The sequence below is a fragment of the Sphingobacteriaceae bacterium GW460-11-11-14-LB5 genome (assembly GCA_002151545.1).
GTDB lineage: Bacteria > Bacteroidota > Bacteroidia > Sphingobacteriales > Sphingobacteriaceae > Pedobacter.
In genome coordinates this window covers 280,978-299,957 of the sequence record CP021237.1, presented here as the reverse complement: position 1 = coordinate 299,957, position 18,980 = coordinate 280,978, and the positions used below count along the sequence as shown (strand labels likewise).

19 protein-coding genes are annotated in these 18,980 nt (G+C 40.4%); 17 read left to right on the top strand and 2 right to left on the bottom strand.

The window, feature by feature from the left end; all coding sequences use genetic code 11:
- Positions 1 to 7: 7 nt before the first annotated feature.
- From CA265_01200 to CA265_01150, 11 genes are all read left to right on the top strand, one after another.
- On the top strand, positions 8 to 529 hold the full coding sequence (locus CA265_01200) for a hypothetical protein (protein ARS38379.1): 522 nt from the start codon (positions 8 to 10) through the stop codon (positions 527 to 529).
- 34 nt (positions 530 to 563) lie between these two features.
- Entirely contained in the window at positions 564 to 977 is a 414-nt protein-coding gene (locus CA265_01195; protein ID ARS38378.1) for a hypothetical protein, read from the top strand.
- Between the two features lie 18 nt (positions 978 to 995).
- Positions 996 to 1,439: a hypothetical protein gene (locus CA265_01190; GenBank protein ID ARS38377.1), complete on the top strand. Its 444-nt coding sequence runs from the start codon at positions 996 to 998 to the stop codon at positions 1,437 to 1,439.
- Between the two features lie 24 nt (positions 1,440 to 1,463).
- Positions 1,464 to 1,892 carry a hypothetical protein gene (locus tag CA265_01185; protein ID ARS38376.1) on the top strand — a complete coding sequence of 143 codons (429 nt, stop codon included), beginning with the start codon at positions 1,464 to 1,466 and terminating at the stop codon, positions 1,890 to 1,892.
- A 135-nt stretch (positions 1,893 to 2,027) separates the two neighbouring features.
- Positions 2,028 to 2,624 carry a riboflavin biosynthesis protein gene (locus tag CA265_01180; protein ARS38375.1) on the top strand — a complete coding sequence of 199 codons (597 nt, stop codon included), beginning with the start codon at positions 2,028 to 2,030 and terminating at the stop codon, positions 2,622 to 2,624.
- A gap of 6 nt (positions 2,625 to 2,630) precedes the next feature.
- Entirely contained in the window at positions 2,631 to 3,272 is a 642-nt protein-coding gene (locus tag CA265_01175; protein ID ARS38374.1) for a hypothetical protein, read from the top strand.
- Between the two features lie 44 nt (positions 3,273 to 3,316).
- Positions 3,317 to 4,411 (top strand): hypothetical protein, encoded by a 1,095-nt coding sequence (locus CA265_01170; protein ARS38373.1) that lies wholly within the window; start codon positions 3,317 to 3,319, stop codon positions 4,409 to 4,411.
- A gap of 6 nt (positions 4,412 to 4,417) precedes the next feature.
- Positions 4,418 to 4,966, top strand: a complete 549-nt coding sequence (locus tag CA265_01165; protein ARS38372.1) for a hypothetical protein — start codon at positions 4,418 to 4,420, stop codon at positions 4,964 to 4,966.
- A gap of 204 nt (positions 4,967 to 5,170) precedes the next feature.
- The gene (locus CA265_01160) at positions 5,171 to 6,658 is read left to right on the top strand and encodes a hypothetical protein (protein ID ARS38371.1); all 1,488 of its coding nucleotides are present in this window, start codon (positions 5,171 to 5,173) and stop codon (positions 6,656 to 6,658) included.
- A gap of 30 nt (positions 6,659 to 6,688) precedes the next feature.
- Complete coding sequence (locus CA265_01155; GenBank protein ARS38370.1) at positions 6,689 to 8,527, top strand: hypothetical protein; 1,839 nt, start codon at positions 6,689 to 6,691, stop codon at positions 8,525 to 8,527.
- Between the two features lie 47 nt (positions 8,528 to 8,574).
- Positions 8,575 to 8,775 (top strand): hypothetical protein, encoded by a 201-nt coding sequence (locus tag CA265_01150; protein ID ARS38369.1) that lies wholly within the window; start codon positions 8,575 to 8,577, stop codon positions 8,773 to 8,775.
- Positions 8,776 to 9,162: 387 nt separating this feature from the next.
- Here CA265_01150 and CA265_01145 read toward each other — a convergent pair whose 3' ends face one another.
- A complete protein-coding gene (locus CA265_01145) occupies positions 9,163 to 9,846 on the bottom strand; it encodes an arylesterase (GenBank protein ID ARS38368.1) in 684 nt (227 codons plus the stop codon).
- A gap of 104 nt (positions 9,847 to 9,950) precedes the next feature.
- Here CA265_01145 and CA265_01140 point away from each other — a divergent pair, with 104 nt between their 5' ends.
- The 6 genes from CA265_01140 to CA265_01115 all read left to right on the top strand — a co-directional run bounded on the left by CA265_01140 (position 9,951) and on the right by CA265_01115 (position 16,219).
- Entirely contained in the window at positions 9,951 to 10,640 is a 690-nt protein-coding gene (locus CA265_01140) for an ABC transporter (protein ID ARS42842.1), read from the top strand.
- The gene (locus CA265_01135) at positions 10,633 to 13,167 is read left to right on the top strand and encodes an ABC transporter permease (protein ARS38367.1); all 2,535 of its coding nucleotides are present in this window, start codon (positions 10,633 to 10,635) and stop codon (positions 13,165 to 13,167) included. The genes CA265_01140 and CA265_01135 overlap by 8 nt, the downstream gene beginning before the upstream one ends.
- Positions 13,168 to 13,285: 118 nt before the next feature.
- The gene (locus tag CA265_01130; GenBank protein ID ARS38366.1) at positions 13,286 to 13,468 is read left to right on the top strand and encodes a hypothetical protein; all 183 of its coding nucleotides are present in this window, start codon (positions 13,286 to 13,288) and stop codon (positions 13,466 to 13,468) included.
- Positions 13,469 to 13,489: 21 nt separating this feature from the next.
- Positions 13,490 to 14,779: a gluconate permease gene (locus CA265_01125; GenBank protein ID ARS38365.1), complete on the top strand. Its 1,290-nt coding sequence runs from the start codon at positions 13,490 to 13,492 to the stop codon at positions 14,777 to 14,779.
- Between the two features lie 197 nt (positions 14,780 to 14,976).
- Positions 14,977 to 15,156, top strand: coding sequence for a hypothetical protein (locus CA265_01120; GenBank protein ARS38364.1), 180 nt, complete (start codon positions 14,977 to 14,979; stop codon positions 15,154 to 15,156).
- Positions 15,157 to 15,220: 64 nt separating this feature from the next.
- Positions 15,221 to 16,219 carry a hypothetical protein gene (locus tag CA265_01115; GenBank protein ID ARS38363.1) on the top strand — a complete coding sequence of 333 codons (999 nt, stop codon included), beginning with the start codon at positions 15,221 to 15,223 and terminating at the stop codon, positions 16,217 to 16,219.
- 292 nt (positions 16,220 to 16,511) lie between these two features.
- On the opposite strand, the gene CA265_01110 is transcribed toward CA265_01115, so the two are convergent.
- Complete coding sequence (locus tag CA265_01110; GenBank protein ID ARS38362.1) at positions 16,512 to 18,959, bottom strand: hypothetical protein; 2,448 nt, start codon at positions 18,957 to 18,959, stop codon at positions 16,512 to 16,514.
- Positions 18,960 to 18,980 lie beyond the last annotated feature (21 nt).

The following is an 18,980-nucleotide window of genomic DNA, read 5'->3' as shown; positions in this document are numbered from 1 at the left end:
AGAAATTATGAAAACCAAATGGTATCGCGCTGCGCTAATGCTATTGTTGCTGTTATCTGGGTTCGGCGTATTTGCCCAGGTAGAAGAGCGCGGAGGAGAAGATTCAACGATTAAAATTGAATTTAGACTGACGGATCACGCAAGCAATAAAAGCCAGACTTATAAACTTTATGGCATCAATTATTCAGTAAATAACCCTTATTACATGCAAGATGAAAGTAAGCTGATAAATAATGGGAGCTGTGGAATTAGTATTGATATGGCGCAGGAAGCAGATGAATTTCTATTGAAATGGGTTGCAGGAGCCATCAAAAATGCCTCTGGAGAAATTACGATTGTACATATAGGCAGCGTAAAAAAACCACGAAAAATTGTCTTTACCGATGGAAAGACTGGCAGCTCATCTGAAAGCTTTTACACCGCCACGACAACCAATAGTTTTCCGCAAATCAGCATTTATGTAAAATCACTGACGGTAGACGGCATCACTATTTTTACCATGGCAAAACCAGCAGATAAAAGTGAATAGGTAGACAATTTGTAAACCCTTTACATCAAAACCAATGAAAAAATTAATATTACTCCTGCTTATTGCCGCATCAGCACTCACCATAAGCAGTTGCAAAAAAGATAAAGCGCCAACTGAAAACCCAGCAGAAGCAGTTAAAGCCAAGGTATTAGGCAAATGGAATTTTGAATCAGGCACTATCATTACCACAAACCCGCCCAATCCAGAAAAAACAGAAAACCTTACCGGCAGGCCGGGTATGTATTTTGAATTCCGCACAAATGGGATTTCTTTCAATAATCTGGAGGGCGATGCAGAAGAACCGTATACCGTTACCAGCAATACTTCTATGCGCATAGGAGATTATACTTATAACATTAAAGAACTGACCGCCAACAGGTTCGTAATAGAATCAGTACAAAGCAACAATACGACAACCTCAAGATTTACCATGATTTTGAACAGGTAACAATTAAATTAGATAAAAATGAAAAAACACCTAATGATCATGCTGATTATGGCATTTGCAGTTTTCATAACCAGTTGCAAAAAAGATAAAGAAACCGATAGCAGCCAGGCCACTATAGCCAAATTACAGGGCAGATGGATGGCTACCTCACAGGTAGAAAAGGTTTACGAGAAGGCTGGCAACAAGCTGGTCTCCGAAAAAACAACCCCTTATATAGCCAACCAAAGGGAAATTGAATACAAGGGAAATGAAATAACTTATTACTTTAACGGAACCCCTGAAGATACTTACAGCTATGCCATTATTGGTACCGAAATAAGGTTAAGAGAAGATAACAGTGGCGTTTATTATCAATTGAAATTTTATTCTGATACGCAGCACTCCCATACTGAAGAATATGATTATAAAAACAACGCTATTGAAATGAAAGAAGTGACAGAAACCATTTATAGCAGAAAATAACGAACAGCACCAAAACTTAAAATTATGAAACTTTATATATTGGTTTTATTAGTGACCGTAACTGCACTTACCGGATGTAAAAAAGATAAAGTGAGCGACAACGACATCAATAATCAAAAAATACAAGGCAAATGGGATCTGGTACTCACCCGGTCCGTTACTTTTAATAATGGCAAAAAGGTTGAAGATGAGGAAAAGATTGCAAGTGGCACGACTATTTTTGAATTTGCGGGCAACACACTAAATTATATCGAAAAAAGTAGTTCTAAACAGCGTTATTCGTTTACTATAGAGGGCGATGAAATGATCATGCGAGGAGATAGAAATGGTGCTGTTTTCTTTAAATTCAAATTTAATTCTGATACGCAATTGGAATTATCGCAGCGTGAAACAGAAACCATCAACAATGTGACTTATGAAGAATCATTTACCTATGTAATGAACAAGCTGTAATAATTACGTAGATAGTGATTAATTGCCCTAACAGCAGAAATGGCAAAATCTTTGAACTGGCTTAATAAAAAAACATGATGAACCCAGAACTCTAAACAACAATTTACCTCTGAAGATACACCAGGATGGCAGGCGATAGATGATCAATTGGAGAAGATATACGGTGATTTAGAGGCACGCCATTACCCGCCATTGTGCGGAATCCATTACATGGCTGGTGGAACAGACCCGATAGATGGCGCCAGTATTTATGATTGCAGCCACCAAACCTTTCATCGGCACATCATCAGTTATGGTATGAGCGAACTGTATTATAGTGAAGATAAAGCCGGCGGAGAATTTAGCAAATGGGGTTTTGAATTTACGTTCAGGCTGGTCCCATTCAAAGATGATGAGCATGATCCCATCTGGGCCATAAACGTGATGAATAACCTGGCCAGGTATGTATTCTCGAGCGGGAAATGGTTTGAAGAGAACCACTTTATCCCAGCTAACGGCCCTATTAAACTAAATGCCGACACTGAAATAACAGGATTTGTTTTTGCATTAGATCCAGAACTGGGGAAAATAGATACTCCACACGGCGAGGTAAGTTTTTTACAGTTGGTGGACATTACCAATGCAGAAGTAGAACAACTTAAGCAAAATCCTTCAATGGCAGCTGTGAAAGAATTAATCGATCGTTTACAACAAGACAATCCATTATTAATAACCGATTTGAACAGGAAATAAAACTTAATGGTGAGTTTGCCTGGACGTAATCAGAATAAAATTAATGTCATGCCAACAAACATACCATACGATAATAACTGGGCCCTGTTACCTGGTGTTGGGCTGGGCAAAGTGGCATTTGAGATGACCCGATTACAGGTAAACGCATTTAAAAATATTTTAGGCGAGATTACTGCCGAAAGAAATTCTCTGTCACAAAAAGAACAGTTGCTGGACACTTTCCATATGCTTAAGGATTTTTTTACCGAAGAGGATCTAAAAACAGCTATGAAAGCTTTAGAGGAAGCAGGTGCACAACGTGGGGTTATAGAAACGGAGCACAGGGCAACAGGGATAACGCTGGAATACGAAGACGGCAAACTGACTGAATTTTTTGCCGATGACAGGGCCAGGCAACTTCATTTCCAGGGCACTGCTGTTTTCTCCAACCCATTAAGTTTAATCAAAAAAATGGCTTCTGTGCTGCAGGAAAATCCCTTGATTAAAGATGACGAACTGGTGTTTCAAAAACATAATATTTACCTGTTTTCTTTTATCTGCGAGGATTTTACTGAAGGCAGTACAGACAATAGAACGATGATGTGGAGAAAACACCCCAGACCTTTAGGCCTAAGTTTATTAGACTATCAAACCATGCAAATAATATAACAGGAAAATAAAATAATAGCAATAACCAGGATACATAAAATATAATGGAGGAATTTATTCAGAACCATCCCGGCGAAACAGAAGCAAAGCCCAGGTACAATCCGCAGGATGGCAATACCAATAGTGCAGGTTGGGCGTTTTTGGTACTGGCCTGTGTACCCGTAATAATTACTTATGCCGTGCTCTCCAGGCTAAAAGAGATCAATAAAATAGAAACCTGGATGTATTATGTGGGGCTTGCCATTGCATTGGTTCTCGGGGGATTAATAGGTAAAATTTTTATCCAGAAAATAACGCGGAGAAGAATAAACGAGCAGAAGAAATATTACAAATTAACGGGTGCAAACTGGTTGCCTCAACCAAAACGGGAAGCGCTGCAGTTAGATGCTCCTGATGGGTATAAATATGGAGAATGGATTGAAACCCTTGAGTATTGGCCTTGCGAAATAAGGTTGCCTAAAAAAGTGGATTTTAAAACCTTTATCGTTACCACAAAAGAAGAACGGCTGGAAGGCAACGACCAAAGCTGGGGCGTATTGTCAGAAAAATCGTACAATGAAACTATTGACCGCCTTTTTAACGGCATGCACAGCGAACTGTTTGCTACCGAGAAACACCTGATGCCAGCAGAAGAAATCAAAAAAATGATCACCCGCCTGGCCGACCTTACACAACTGCCCGAAAGTTATGTGCAAGCATGCTGGGAAACAAAAGATGATCAACCTCCATTGTTACTTTGGGGTTTCGACCTCCAGCGCATCATAGAACTATCGCGAACTTCTTTTATGGCAGGCTTAATTACGGAAGAAACGGCATGGCAAAATATATTAAAAACTTCAGCATATATCCATGCGCTATTTGATGACATGGATAGCTTTTATAACAATTTTAGGTTAGGTCACGCTTATCTGATTAACGACTTTAAAGTAACAAGCGAAAAGCTGAAAGCCCATAAAGCATATACTGAAAACTGCGACTGGCCGATTAAAGAAATTGCCTGGCGTAAAAATGGTATTGACCTTTTGCCCGATGTCATCCGAAATGGCTGTAAAGCGTTTGTAGATCAGCAAATATTAAAAAGTAAACATCAGGTAATCAAAGGTTTTCAATCAGGCAATACTGATCACACACAAAATTAGCCTACGATGATAAAAGAGAGCAGCTACAGCATATTAGCGCACAGTATTGAATTTGAATGGTATAACCTGTTCTTTAGCACGCTCCACCAAAACCGAATAGTTAACCGGGATAGAATAAACGCTGTCGATCTCAACACCTCACCACATTCGCTGATTATCGATAACAGGGAAATTATTTTCCTAAATCATGGCGATACGGAATTGCTACCAGCATTTGCAGCGAGAAATAAAATCCCTCAAACTACGCATATCGATACCTGGGCCATACTGACCAGGGATTATCTGGATACTGAACTTAATCCGAAAGTAATGTTGGAACAGAACCAGCAATTAACAGATATTGGAATCGATCAGCATGAATTTAAAAAAATAAGTAAAGCGCTTAAGTCAACTTTATTTGGCACCATGGAATGGACCTATCTCGGATTGTGGGATTTACTGGCAATGAAACAATACAGAAATCCATTTTATCGCTTTTTCGGAAGGAATTTTTATTGGCAGGCAATGGCCATAGCATTAAAAGGAAGTGATTACGAAAAACAGCAACTCAAATAATAAACAGCTGAAAACCATATTTGCCGGTTTATGTAAGAGGATACAATATTATGCCTGGAGTGAATCACCATTTTTTACGAGTCTTAAATAAATTCACGATCGCAAGAACAATTCTAAATAACACAATGCAGATTAGCTTAACATATACTTTAATTTCCGGAAACATGGGCCATGTAATTTTGCCTCAAACGGAAAACAAAACTTATGAACAAAACATTATTAAAGCAAAAGGCTTTAGCCCTTGCTGTAGCTGCATTCGTTACTTCGGCAATTGTGATCAGTGCCTGTAAAAAGAATAATGAGCCAGAAAGCCCTGAAACCACTCCGGTTACGCTTAAAGATTATTCGGTAAACCCTTCATTGGTAAAAGCCATGCCTGGTTTCGAAAGTCTGAATATTACTACTTTAATTAGCTCGGATGATGTACTGGCAGAATCACCAAATTTTATATTTGGCGCACAACCCGATGGAGCTGGAATTATTAAAAATCCAGCTGGCGAAGGTTTTATCATGATTAATAACCATGAAATTCTTCAATCAGTATCGAGGGTATATTTAGATAAAAATTTCAAACCTGTTAAAGGAGAATATATTGTAGATTCTGATGGCGGTATGACCCGTTTATGTTCTGCTACAATGGTAACGCCAGAAGAACATGGCTTTTCTAAACCAGTTTTCTTAACGGCAGGAGAAAGTGGTGCAGAATCAATGATCCACGCGATCGATCCACTTGCCGCTGCAGATAAAAAGAACAAACAAAGAACAGTCAGTGCATTGGGCAGATGGAGTGCTGAAAATGCGGTACCACTACCTAAAGCATCATATTCTGGCAAAACCGTTATCCTGATTGGTGAGGATGAAACAGATGGACAATTGGCCATGTATGTATCTAACACCCAGGGTGATTTAGAAAATGGAAAGTTATATGTGATGAAACGCAGCAATAACGATCCGATAGAAACCAACATGGACAAAGGACAAAGTTATGATGTTGAATTTGTGGAGCTAGACAATGTAAAAAGCAGTACAGGCGCACAATTACAGCAACAAACGATCGATAAAAAAGCTTTAATGCTGGCTCGTGTAGAAGATATCGATTACAGAAAAGGCAGTGCAGCAAACGGACGCGAAGTATATTTTACCGCAACCGGTGTTAGTCAGGGCGATAAACTTACACCCGTAAGTGGAAAAACCATGTGGGGCCGTGTATACAAATTGGTATTGGATGCAAGCAATCCGTTAAAAGGTAAATTAGAAGTTGCGGTTGATGGCAATGACAACCCTGGAAAAAGCATTGTCAATCCCGATAACTTATGTGTAACTGAAAACTATGTGTACATCCAGGAAGATGGGGATTCGTTCTATAAAAACAATGATCATGATGGAACCATCTGGCAATTTTCAATGGCTTCAAAATCGTTAAAACCGATGTTACAAATGAACCACCGCAGAACAGATGCTACTTTTAACGCTAAATATAATCCATCAAACAGTGTACAATTAAGTACATGGGAATATGGGGCGATGTATGATATCTCTGCATTGACAGGCATTCCTGATACATTCATCGTTAATTTACACCCGCACACCTGGACAAGTGATAAATACAAAAATGCGGATGGTGGTACAACAAGATTGGTAAATAATAACGAAGGCGGACAAGTTGTAATTGTTCGCGGCGTTTCTAAATAACTCAAATCACCTCTCTATCCCTTCCGGCAAATGCTGGAAGGGATTTTTCTATTTTATTTCAACTCCTTCCTAAGCATGTTTAGCCTTAAAAAAATTGTTTTTTTCGTTGTATTGATTACCCTTACTAGCCTGTTGTCCATTTTCTGTAAAACGGAAAACAGATCAAACGCAGCACTGATAAAAGCAGATTTTGATCGGCAGCTCACTGAATTTCAAAGCATTATTGACCAAAAATTATCGAATGCAGTTCAAAACAGGGACGAAAAAGCCATAAAACAAACTTTTTTACAGGCCAGAAAAAAATACAAAGAGCTGGAGTATTATATCGAATACTTTTTTCCTTCAACTTCTGCCCTGCTAAACGGAGCGCCCATAGATGAAATTGAACTGGGTGAAAATCTCATTGAAAATCCAACAGGCTTTCAGGTGATGGAAGAAATTATCTATGAAAAACCAACAACAGAAAACCGAAAAGAATTAGGGAACGAGGTAAAAAAAATGCAGCTCAACCTGCAGCGTGTTAGTCGTTTTAATGAACAGTACGAGATTACCGATGCACAATTATTTGATGCCATCCGTTTAGAAATTTTCAGGATTACCAGTTTAGGCATTACAGGTTTTGATACCCCAAACGCTTTACAATCGATACCCGAAACGGCTTCAGCACTACAGGGAATCGCAAACGTATTGGCAAAGTATGAAAATAATGCATCAGCTAAATTGATACCTTCAGCGATAAGCTACCTGGATAAAAACCCCGATTTTAATCATTTCGATCGTTTGACTTTTATTACCGAATATCTTGATCCAATCAGCAAGCACATCAATTTACTTCGTTTAGAAAAAAAAATACCCACTGCTGCCAGCGGGGCTGCGTTACGCGATGATGCAACAAGTATGTTTCAGGTAAATGCCTTTAATGTAAACAAATTTGTAGGCAACAGTACCCTATTTATTAATGATGATAAAATTGCACTTGGGAAAATCTTGTTTAACGACGCTATACTTTCTAATGGAAATAACCGGAGCTGCGCCAGCTGCCATCAGCAATCACTTGCCTTTACCGATGGTTTAACTAAAGCAACAGGAATATCAAATGGTAAATCTTTACTGAGGAATACACCAACCTTAACTTATGCTGGGTTACAGCGTGGATTTTTTTATGATTTAAAGGCCGGAACCTTAGAAGATCAAGCGCTTGATGTGGTCCATCATAAACAGGAAATGAATGGTTCACTAACCCAGGCCGCAACGAGAATTAATTCATCAAAAAACTATCTAACTTTATTTCAAAAAGCCTATCAGGATAAAACTGCAAAAGCCGATCCCTGGAAAATCCAGCATGCACTGGCATCTTATATCCGTTCCTTATCTCCGTTTAACGCCCGGTTTGACCGCTACATGCAGGGCGATAAAAAACAGTTAAATCAGGAAGAAAAAGCGGGTTTTAATCTTTTTATGGGAAAAGCAAAGTGTGGTAGCTGTCATTTTGCACCTTTATTTAATGGCACACAGGCACCACTCTTTATCAAAAGTGAAGCAGAAGTTTTAGGCGTACCCGCCACTACAGACACCTTAAAACCTAAAATAGATGCTGACTTAGGCCGGTATGCCCTTTATGCGTACCCACAATATAAACACGCTTTTAAAACCTCTACTTTAAGAAACATCACCAAAACAGGTCCATATATGCATAACGGTGTTTATAAAACCTTAGAACAGGTGATGGATTTTTATAATCGAGGTGGTGGCGCAGGCATGGGAATCGATGTTCAAAACCAGACTTTATCAGCCGATAAGCTGAACTTAAGCAAACTGGAGATCAAACAGATTATTGCATTTTTAGGCACACTGGAAGATCGTCCATAAATAGAATATGCTCGCGTCATCCTGAGTTTAGCTCAGGATTTTAAAAGATGGAAAATGTAAGATGGATGAGGGAATTAACCTTGAGTCCAATGTTAGCGAGAAATGCATTTGTTATGCACAACAAGTGTTTAGTGGCGATAAAATCGGCTTTCCCCCACCCATATACCCCTGGTGTCATCCTGAGTTTAGCTCAGGATCTTAAAAGAGATGGAAAATGTAAGACGGATGAGGGAATTAACCATAATTAGCGAGACATGCATTTGTAATGCACAACAAGAGTTTAGTGGCGATAAAATCGGCTTTCCCCCACTCATATGCCCCTGGCGTCATCCTGAGTTTAGCTCAGGATCTTAAAAGATGGAAAATGTAAGATGAATGAGGGAATTAACCATAATTAACGAGACATGCATTTGTAATGCACAACAAGTGTTCAGTGACGACAAATTCCCCCTCCCATATACCCTTGGCGTCATCCTGAGTTTAGCTCAGGATCTTAAAAGATGGAAAATGTAAGATGAATGAGGGAATTAACCATAATTAGCGAGACATGCATTTGTAACTCATAATAAAAAGTTGTGTGGCGATAAAATCACCTATCTCATCCATCCTCGTTACAAACGAGGACGATGCATAAACTACAACAAATCCTTCAATACCACCCAAACGTTTTCAGCAAGGATCTTATCGCCCTCGGCGGTGGGGTGTATGCCATCGGCCTGGTTTAATTTCGGAACACCACCTACCTTATCCAATAAAAACGGGATCAGCGCCATTTGATTTTTCTTTGCCAGATCAGGAAACATGTTTTTAAAATCTGCAGCATATTTTGCGCCCATATTTGGGGGAACCTGCATACCGGCCAGCACCATTTTAGCATCCGGGTATTTAGCTTTTACACGGTCAATAATCGCCTGAAGGTTTTTAATCGTTTGCGATACAGGTAAGCCACGTAAACCATCATTGGAGCCAAGTTCGAGCACAAAAATATCTACACGCTGTTTAAGTAACCAATCAATCCGGCCTTTTCCACCAGCAGAAGTTTCTCCGCTTAAACCACCATTAATTACTTTGTAAGGCATTTGTAAAGAATCGATCCGGTTTTGAATTAATGCCGGGTAAGCTTCTGTTGGGTCGAGCCCATAACCTGCTGTTAAACTGGTGCCAAAAAAGAGGATATTCTTCTGTTTAACGGCTGTAACTGCCGTTTTTTGGTCAGCCGAATCTAAAGTTTTATCCGTATCGCGTTTACTTTCACGGTTTCCGCAGCTTAGCAGTACAAGGCTCAAAACAAATAGCCCCATTAATCGTTTTCGTAACATATCTATTTAATCTATATCTAATTATTATTTAAACCATTACCTTAACAGGCAGCGCCCTGTTATGTTTGGCCATCATCTATACGCAAACCTTAAAAATTCAGCTATTGGAAAGCATATTGAACATCCGAAATGTAAGCAAAATTTACCAAAGTGCCGGACGGGAACTCACCGTTTTGGATAACATTAACTTTTCGATCACAGCAGGCTCAACAGTAGCCATAACAGGTCCTTCGGGAAGTGGAAAAACAACCTTGCTCGGCTTATGTGCCGGATTAGACAGGGCCAGCAGCGGAACGGTTGAGCTGAATGGTATAGCCTTAGAGAAACTGAATGAAGATGAAAGGGCAGCGGTTAGAAATCAGTATGTGGGTTTCATTTTTCAGAATTTTCAACTCTTACCCACTTTAACGGCGCTCGAAAATGTAATGGTACCCTTAGAATTAAGGGGTGCAAAAAACATCCGTGCACATGCCTTAGAACTGCTGGATAAAGTTGGCCTGGCCGATCGTTCGCATCACTATCCTGTACAATTATCAGGCGGCGAGCAACAGCGCGTTTCGCTGGCCAGGGCATTTTCCAATCAACCGGCTATTCTCTTTGCAGATGAACCTACCGGAAACCTTGATGCAGAAACCAGCGAAAAGGTAATCAAATTGCTTTTTGATTTAAATAAAGATGCAGGGACCACCTTGATTATCGTAACACACGATCTAGAGTTGGCTGCCAGAACGGCAAGAAGCATTAAAATTAAAGGCGGCGTAATCATTTCAGACGAAAATTCTACTTATGCCTAATAACCTCCCAAAACAATCTATAAAGTTTTCGTGGCTGTTTAAAATGGCCTGGCGCGATAGCAGGAAAAACCGTGCACGTTTATTGCTCTTCATCTCATCCATTGTTTTGGGTATTGCTGCCCTTGTTGCCGTTTATTCCTTTAAAGATAACCTGCAAAAAGATATTGATGCACAGGCAAAAGAGCTTACCGGGGCCGACCTTGTTTTAGATAGCCGCAAAGGGGTAAGCAAAGCCATACAAAAAATGCTCGATACACTTGGTGATGAGCGATCGCAGGAGAAAACCTTTGCTTCGATGATTTATTTTCAGAAAGGTGGAGGCAGCCGTTTGGTACAAATGAAAGCCCTGGAGGGAAACTACCCTTATTACGGTACCATAGAAACCATTCCACTGGCTGCCGCAAAACATTTTCAATCGGGGAGAAATGCATTGGTAGATCAAACCCTCATGATGCAGTTTAATGCAAAAGTGGGCGATTCGGTAAAAATAGGCGATCTCAATTTTAATATCCTGGGTACGTTAACCAAAGCCCCTGGCCAAACCGGTATTGGTGCAAGTATTGCGCCTACCGTTTATATTCCACTACAAACACTCGATAAAACCAATCTGATTAAAACCGGAAGCCGGATCAACAATAAATTTTATTTCCGGTATAATGATCCCTCCAAAATAGATGAATGGGTAAAAAAGCAGGACAGCAAATTAGAGAAAGAAGGTTTTGATGCCGACACCGTTGAATCGCGAAAAGAGCAAACCGGAAGATCTTTTAAAGATGTAAACCGTTTCCTGGCTTTATCTGGTTTTATCGCCTTGCTGCTGGGTTGCGTTGGTGTAGGCAGTGCCATCCATGTGTACATTCAGGAAAAATTAAGCGCGATTGCCACGCTGAGGTGTTTAGGACTAAAATCACGCCATGCCTTTTTAATCTACCTGATCCAGGTTTTTTTCATCGGCTTAATTGCCTCCGTTTTAGGGGCAGCTTTGGGCACAGGCATACAGTTTTTACTTCCCCTGGTGTTAAAAGATTTTCTGCCAATCGAGATCAGCATGCAGGTTTCGTGGCTGGCGGTGGGTCAGGGTGTTTTATTGGGGCTCATCATCTCGGTCCTCTTTGCCCTCCCTTCACTCCTTTCCGTTAGAAGGATTTCACCTTTAAATGCCATCCGGATATCTTTCGAAAAAGCATCCGGAAAAAGAGATCCGCTAACCTGGCTGGTATATCTGCTTATGGCGGTCTTTATTACGGCTTTTACGCATTTGCAGATGAAAACATGGTTCCAAACGCTGGCTTTTACCGCCAGTATTGCCATCGCTTTTGTGCTGTTGATTATACTGTCTAAACTATTGATGTTTCTGGTGAGAAAACTCTTGCCTAATTCATCGCCTTATTTATGGCGACAGGGTTTTGCTAACCTCTACCGGCCCAATAACCAAACCTTGATGCTTACCGTTTCAATAGGTTTATCCACTGCATTTATCTGCACACTGTTTTTTGTTCAGGGGATATTAATGAGTCGTGTTACGCTTTCATCAGGTGCCAACCAGCCCAATATGGTGATGTTCGACATCCAGAATACGCAAAAGGAAGGATTAGACAGTTTAACCAAAGCTTTCAAATTGCCGTTAATGAACCAGGTTCCCGTAATTACGATGCGGATTGAAGAAATTAACGGAAAGAAAGCCAGTGCCGATACCAATAACAGAAGGGCTTATCGCAACGAAATCAGGGCTACTTATCAGGATACTTTAACCGCAGCAGAGAAAATTACATCGGGAAAATGGATCGGAAAAATAAAACCCAATGAAACGGTTTATATTTCTCTGGATCAACGTTATGCCCAGCAAATCCATGTTAAACTGAATGATAAAATCCTTTTCAATGTGCAGGGTATGATGATCCCTACAGTGGTTGGAAGTTTGAGGGAAGTAAACTGGAGCCGGATGCAGACCAATTTCAGGGTTGTTTTTCCTGCTGGGGTATTGGAGGAAGCACCACAGTTTCATGTATTAATGACCAGGGTACCATCGGGCGAAGTTTCAGCTCGTTTTCAGGGTGAAGTCGTGCAAAAATTTCCAAATGTTTCAGTCATTGACTTAGATCTCGTATTAAAACTCTTAGATGAGTTGCTAAGCAAGATTGGTTTTGTGATTCAGTTTATGGCTGGCTTTAGCATGGTTACCGGCTGGATTGTTTTAATATCTTCGGTATTAACCAGTAAAAACCAGCGAATAAAAGAAAGCATTTTATTGCGGACCATGGGTGCGAGCAGAAAACAGATTTTAGCGATAAATGCCATTGAGTATTTCTTTTTAGGGGCTTTTGCAGCCGGGGCAGGATTAATTTTAGCCATCAGCGGAAGCTGGGCATTAGCTAAATTTACTTTCGATGCAAGCTTCGTACCTCCGTTTATACCAACCATATTGTTATTTGGCTCAATAGTGTTGCTGGTGGTAATTACAGGAATATTAAGTACCAGAAGCATCCTGAACCAGCCACCGCTGAAGATTTTAAGGACGGAAAGTTAAGCGAGTCCAGTTGACAGTTTTAAGTGTTCAATTTGCAGTTTGCATATAACTGAAAACTATGAACCGCCAACTGAAAACTGTTTATACAGCTTTTAGCAATTTATAATACATTTACATCATGATTAGATTAAACAACGATACGCCAAGCGACGTTCTTCAGGATGTAAAAATCGGCGATATGGTAACCGATACCTTTAGCAAAACAGGTTTGGTAGAAAATATAGAAATTAGTGATGATGGACTGTACCGGGTTTACGAATTTAATCTGGTAACGGGACGAACCATTACTATTAAAAAGTAAATTACCCTAAGCCCTAACCAAATGTCATTATTTATCCTGCTTTTCGGTATCCTCTTGCTCTTCGTGCTGATCTTAAAAAAGATCAACCCCATGATTGCCCTAATTGCGGTGGCGATTATTACAGGTCTTTTATTAGGCATGCCAGCTACAAAAGTAATGGCTTCTATCAGCAATGGGATTGGCAGCACATTGGGCAGCATGGTTATGGTTTTGGCGCTTGGCGCGATGATGGGCAAACTGATTGAAGACAGCGGATCGGCAAAAAAGATCGTTTTCATTTTGATCGGTGCTTTTGGTAAAAAGAACATTCAATGGGCGGTGCTTCTCACCGGTTTACTAGTCGGAATTCCTTTATTTTACAATGCAGGTTTCGTGGTATTGATCCCTTTGGTTTTTGCCATTTCGGCCACAACAGGATTATCAAAATTATACATTGGCATCCCAATGGCTACAGCCCTTTCGGTAACACATGGTTTTTTACCACCTCACCCTGGTCCTGTCGCACTGGCTGGTATTTTCCATGCCGATATTGGTAAAACATTAATTTACGGATTAACTTTAAGTGTACCTATTGCGGTTATTGCCGGAATCTATTTCCCACGATTGATCCTTAAACGAGATCAATCAGTAACTGTTCAACATTTTAGTATCAGTGAAGAAGAAAACCTTCCTTCTGCTTCAAGGAGTTTCATCACTGCATTGCTGCCGGTATTTTTAATCATCGCCGGAACCATAGGAAGCAGTTTCAAAATCGATTATATCTGTAAACCGCTATTTATATTTTTAGCCGATCCTACTGCAGCCCTTTTAATCTCGGTTATTATTGCTTTAGTAGTTCAAAAAACTTCGATTACGAAAGCAATGGAATCTTGTGCCGAAGGAGTAAAAAGTATTGCCATGATTATCCTCATTATCGCAGCAGGCGGCGCCTTTAAACAGATTTTGATTGATAGTGGTATGGGCGAAACCGTAAAACAACTTACAGGCGGCCTAAATTTATCGCCATTATTACTGGCATGGTTAATCACCGCATCACTTCGGGTAACACTAGGTTCCGCAACAGTGGCTGCACTAACCGCTTCAGGTATGGTGTTGCCTTTAATAGGGCCTGGCACGCCACCAGAGTTAATGGTATTATCAGTTGGCGCAGGGAGTTTAATGTTTTCGCATGTAAACGATACCGGTTTCTGGATGTTTAAAGAATATTTTAACCTGAGCCTGAAAGAAACATTTCGCACCTGGACAATGATGGAAAGCCTGGTTTCTGTTCTAGGGCTTGTTGGGGTGCTGGTGTTGAATCAATTTGTGTAGCGATCCCGTCATTTCGAGCGGAGTGAAACGAAGCCGAGAAATCTATCTATTGTACTTAAATCAAGCTCAAAGATCCCTCTCCCGAAAGTTCAGGATTGCACTACAATTGGGATGGCGATTCATCTGTAGTATTTTTTTTTCGGGAAAGCAATGGCAGAAGCTTTTAGGTTAAAACAGCCCACTCTCCGTTCTTTTCGATGAAGAATCGAAACCACTTCGATCCCTTAGGTTTGAGAAAGATTATCAAAGAATTAAATTTGACAAAGGAAACCTTAAAAGCAGAGGTGAACTATGCTGCGATCCAGACTTACGATCTAGAACCTGTAACAGACCTCTGCTTTTTAGTTGAACAAGAACCATATAGAATTTTAGTCTAGCGGACTATTAAGGGATTCAGTTTTATTCAACTTTAGGATTTCCATTTCACTTAACCGTAAAGTTATGAATTATGAACTATTTGTTGGAATAGATATTTCCAAATCAACCATCGATGTTGCTGTTGTTACACAGGCCTGTTTCGACAAGCCCCTTCACCATGTTTTTAAGAACAGCTATGATGGCTTTGGCCTAATGCTGGAATGGCTTTCCATACATGGTATCGCGCCTAAGAAGGTTCTTTTCTGTTGCGAGCATACAGGTATTTATATCTGCCCCATAACCAACTTTATGCATGCAAATGATTTATCTATATGGGTTGAAAACGGGCTGCACATTAAGCGTTCCATTGGACTTAAACGGGGGAAATCTGATAAGGCTGACGCACAGGCAATCGCAAGCTATGCTTTTTCAAATCAGCACAAAGCCCGTCCTTACCTCCTTCCTTCGGCAACAAGCTCAAAACTCAAACACCTGCTGGCACACCGCGAACAGTTGGTAAGACACCAGACCTCTTTTAAATGCACTTGCTCAGAGCTTAAAGGATTTGATAGGGAGAACGCTGGCTATTGCATAGCCGATAGCCAGGAAATGCTTGCCCTTTACGCCGAACGGATAAAAAAGGTAGATATCGAGTTGGCAGCCTTAATAACAGAGGACCAGGAACTAAACGAACAGTTCAGCCTTGTGCAGAGCGTGCATGGGATCGGAAAGCAGACGGCTATGTTTATCCTGATCCATACTGAAGCCTTCGCTGCATTTTCAGACTACAGAAAGTTTGCGAGCTATTGTGGAATAGTCCCATTTCCACATAGCTCGGGGACGAGTATACGAGGGAGAAACCGGGTAAGCAACCTCGCCAATAAAAAACTAAAGGCGTTACTGACCATGTGTGCGCTAAACACGATAAAAAAAGATAACGAATTCAAACGATACTATGATCGAAAAAAAGCTGAGGGAAAAAACGCTATGTGTGTACTGAATGTGATAAAAAATAAGCTACTGAGCAGAGCTTTTGCTGCTGTTAAAAGAGGTACGCCATACCTCCTGGAGCCTGCTGCATAAATCTAAAGTAATGCTTCTCAGAAAAAAAACTTTTTATTTGCATAAACCATAGAATACGGGTTTAGTGGGCCTAAATAGTACTGCTATCCAGGGTAAAATAAACCCGACCGACAGCGTTATCCCTCCCGATTTTACATCGGGATTCAAAGGGATTAAGCAAAGGGCGGGACTAGCGGAACCGAAGCACTACAGGTAATGCTTTACAAAAAAATTGCTTCCACCTGAATGATTGCTTCCACCCCTGGCTATAGGATTGCTTCGTTCCTCGCAATGACGAAACCATCAAAAAACCTTAATTCTTCACCCTGTTCTTTTCTGCATCGGCACCGGAAGATTCGTGTTTGGCGGGCGAAGAAAAAGCTTTACCAAAACGATAACTATAACTCAAAACAAAGTTTCTCGAATCCTGCTTGTTTTTCCAATTGGCCTCGGTTGCCGCCAGGTTGTTAATTACACCGTTAAATATCCGGTCTCTGAAAATATCATTTGCGGTTAATTTCAAGGTGCTTTTTGCCGAGAGCTTTTTCTGCACTGCTGCACCAAACTCATGCACCGAGCCGAGTAAAAACTGAACATTAGAAAGTTTACTCTGGTAGCTCATACTCATTTCTGCATTCCATGTCTGACTGATTTTAAATTGCAGATTGGGGTTTGTTCTAAAATAACTGCCATTGGTCACCAAAAAACCAGTATAGAAATCGGTTTTTGAAACTATTTTGGCAAATTCCATATAGGCATTTAATTTTAACCATTTTGCGAGGTCGATCTCTGCATTTACCGAAACATTGGCCACTCTTGTTTTCCCCACATTTGCCGGTCTGCTATAGTAAGTTCCGTTTAAAATTTCGATGGTTTCGTTCACCTCATCCCGCACCCAGCTGTAACCAAATGTAGTGGTAATCTTATTTTTATACGTATGCGACAGTTCTACACTTTGCGTAAAAGAAGGCTTCAAAAAGGGATTACCAACATAATAAGTAAACTTATCCAAAGGAGAAAAGAATGGATTAAGGTCCTGATAATACGGACGATCGATCCTTCTTCCATAATTCAGCCCCAGTTGATTGTTCCCTGCAGTATCAAGTTTGTAGGAGAAATAAAACGTTGGAAATAAACTGTTATAGGTTCTTTTAAAACTCGAATCGGGTTTAATCAGATTCCCCAATTGATGCCCGTTAGAAACTGTGTTTTCATACCTTAGGCCAGCCTGAAGCGAAAACCGTTTTCCTTCCCTGCTGATGTTCAGGTAAACCGCATTGATATTTTCTTCATATAAAAAGTGATTACTCTTTTCATAATCGGCACTGGTTTTTCCGTTTGCAGTATTAAAGTAATCGGCAATGTTATCGGTTTTGGTATAAGCCGTTTTAGCCCCCGCATCAAGCTTCCACTTATTTTCCAGTGGATGTGAATAATCTACTTTAGCGGTGTAGATATCTATATTCGAAGGCAGATTACCTGTTAAAATATCCTGGTATTTTAAGGCTCCTCCAGGCAGGTAACTGAAGTTATAATACGTTTGATCGGTTTGATTGCGATAAAGCAGGTAATCCGCATCAAAGGTTAATTCTCGCCCTGCCTGCTTAAACTTGTGCCTGTAATTTAAATTTACACCCCCATTCTGGTATTTAATCTGATCGATATTTTCGGCCCTGATGATCGAATCTAACTGCATTGAAGCATTAGACAGGTTACTGGTATTGTTATTTACCTGTTTAGAAATCCGGTTCATTCCGGTGAGTACCACGCCCCAGGTTGTACGGTCTGAAGCGTAATAATCAAGTCCGGTTTTCAGGTTAAAAGTATTGCCATGCCTGCGGAAATAAGAATTTTGATTAAAGTAGGATTTGGCACTACCATCAGCATTTTTATATTTCCGGTTCAGGTCAAGATCGGTAAAACTGTTATTGAGGTTATAACTCAGGTTGCCGAAAACATTAATCTTATCCTTGCGGTAATTAAAGTTGAAACTATTGTTCGAGCGGCTTAACTCCCCCTGATTTAAACTCAGGTTAATCCCACCATTAAAACCAGCGGTTTTGGTTTTCTTGGTTTTGATGTTAATTACGCCTCCGTTTCCGGCGGCATCATATTTAGCCGGCGGATTGGTCATCAGTTCAATCTGATCAAGAGAAGAGGAAGGCAGCGAACGCAGGTAATTCTCCAGATCGGAACCCGATAAATAAGTTGGTTTATCATCAATAAAAATGGCCACCCCGTTTTTACCTTTCAGCGAAATTGCCCCGTTCTGATCTACATTAACCCCAGGCGATTTACTCAGTACATCCAGTGCGGTTGTACCTGCATTCGAAATCAAAGCATCAACATTCACAACAGTACGGTCTATTTTTCGCTCCACAAAAGCTTTCTGCCCTGAAATGTTTACCTCTTTTAAATTGGTGGCCACGGCTTTGATCTTGATATCTGATAGGCCAATAACGGCATGGTTGGCTGATAGCACCAATGTATCGGTTTGATAAACTGGCGATCCGACTACCGATATTTTAATCAGGTATTTTCCATAAGCGAGCTGATCAAAACTAAACAATCCATCCTTTTCGGTGAAGGTTGTTTTAACCAACACCGAATCTTTAAGCAGCGCAATGGTGGCAAATTCTATATTTTTTCCTTCGGCATCCAATACACGACCATAAATTCTGGATTGAGAGGTTTGGGCTTGAGCAAAAGTAAAGGCAATATTTATCCATACGGCTAAAAAAGCCACAAGCTTATATTTCATGGGTGTTGATTGGATTAGCGC

Excerpts from the sequence above, each read along its gene's own strand:
- CA265_01200 (ARS38379.1), top strand. The coding sequence starts at position 8 with ATGAAAACCAAATGGTATCGCGCTGCGCTAATGCTATTGTTGCTGTTA.
- CA265_01195 (ARS38378.1), top strand. The coding sequence starts at position 564 with ATGAAAAAATTAATATTACTCCTGCTTATTGCCGCATCAGCACTCACC.
- CA265_01190 (ARS38377.1), top strand. The coding sequence starts at position 996 with ATGAAAAAACACCTAATGATCATGCTGATTATGGCATTTGCAGTTTTC.
- CA265_01185 (ARS38376.1), top strand. The coding sequence starts at position 1,464 with ATGAAACTTTATATATTGGTTTTATTAGTGACCGTAACTGCACTTACC.
- CA265_01175 (ARS38374.1), top strand. The coding sequence starts at position 2,631 with ATGGTGAGTTTGCCTGGACGTAATCAGAATAAAATTAATGTCATGCCA.
- CA265_01170 (ARS38373.1), top strand. The coding sequence starts at position 3,317 with ATGGAGGAATTTATTCAGAACCATCCCGGCGAAACAGAAGCAAAGCCC.
- CA265_01165 (ARS38372.1), top strand. The coding sequence starts at position 4,418 with ATGATAAAAGAGAGCAGCTACAGCATATTAGCGCACAGTATTGAATTT.
- CA265_01160 (ARS38371.1), top strand. The coding sequence starts at position 5,171 with ATGAACAAAACATTATTAAAGCAAAAGGCTTTAGCCCTTGCTGTAGCT.
- CA265_01155 (ARS38370.1), top strand. The coding sequence starts at position 6,689 with ATGCTGGAAGGGATTTTTCTATTTTATTTCAACTCCTTCCTAAGCATG.
- CA265_01150 (ARS38369.1), top strand. The coding sequence starts at position 8,575 with ATGGAAAATGTAAGATGGATGAGGGAATTAACCTTGAGTCCAATGTTA.
- CA265_01145 (ARS38368.1), bottom strand. The coding sequence starts at position 9,846 with ATGTTACGAAAACGATTAATGGGGCTATTTGTTTTGAGCCTTGTACTG.
- CA265_01135 (ARS38367.1), top strand. The coding sequence starts at position 10,633 with ATGCCTAATAACCTCCCAAAACAATCTATAAAGTTTTCGTGGCTGTTT.
- CA265_01130 (ARS38366.1), top strand. The coding sequence starts at position 13,286 with ATGATTAGATTAAACAACGATACGCCAAGCGACGTTCTTCAGGATGTA.
- CA265_01125 (ARS38365.1), top strand. The coding sequence starts at position 13,490 with ATGTCATTATTTATCCTGCTTTTCGGTATCCTCTTGCTCTTCGTGCTG.
- CA265_01120 (ARS38364.1), top strand. The coding sequence starts at position 14,977 with ATGAAGAATCGAAACCACTTCGATCCCTTAGGTTTGAGAAAGATTATC.
- CA265_01115 (ARS38363.1), top strand. The coding sequence starts at position 15,221 with ATGAATTATGAACTATTTGTTGGAATAGATATTTCCAAATCAACCATC.
- CA265_01110 (ARS38362.1), bottom strand. The coding sequence starts at position 18,959 with ATGAAATATAAGCTTGTGGCTTTTTTAGCCGTATGGATAAATATTGCC.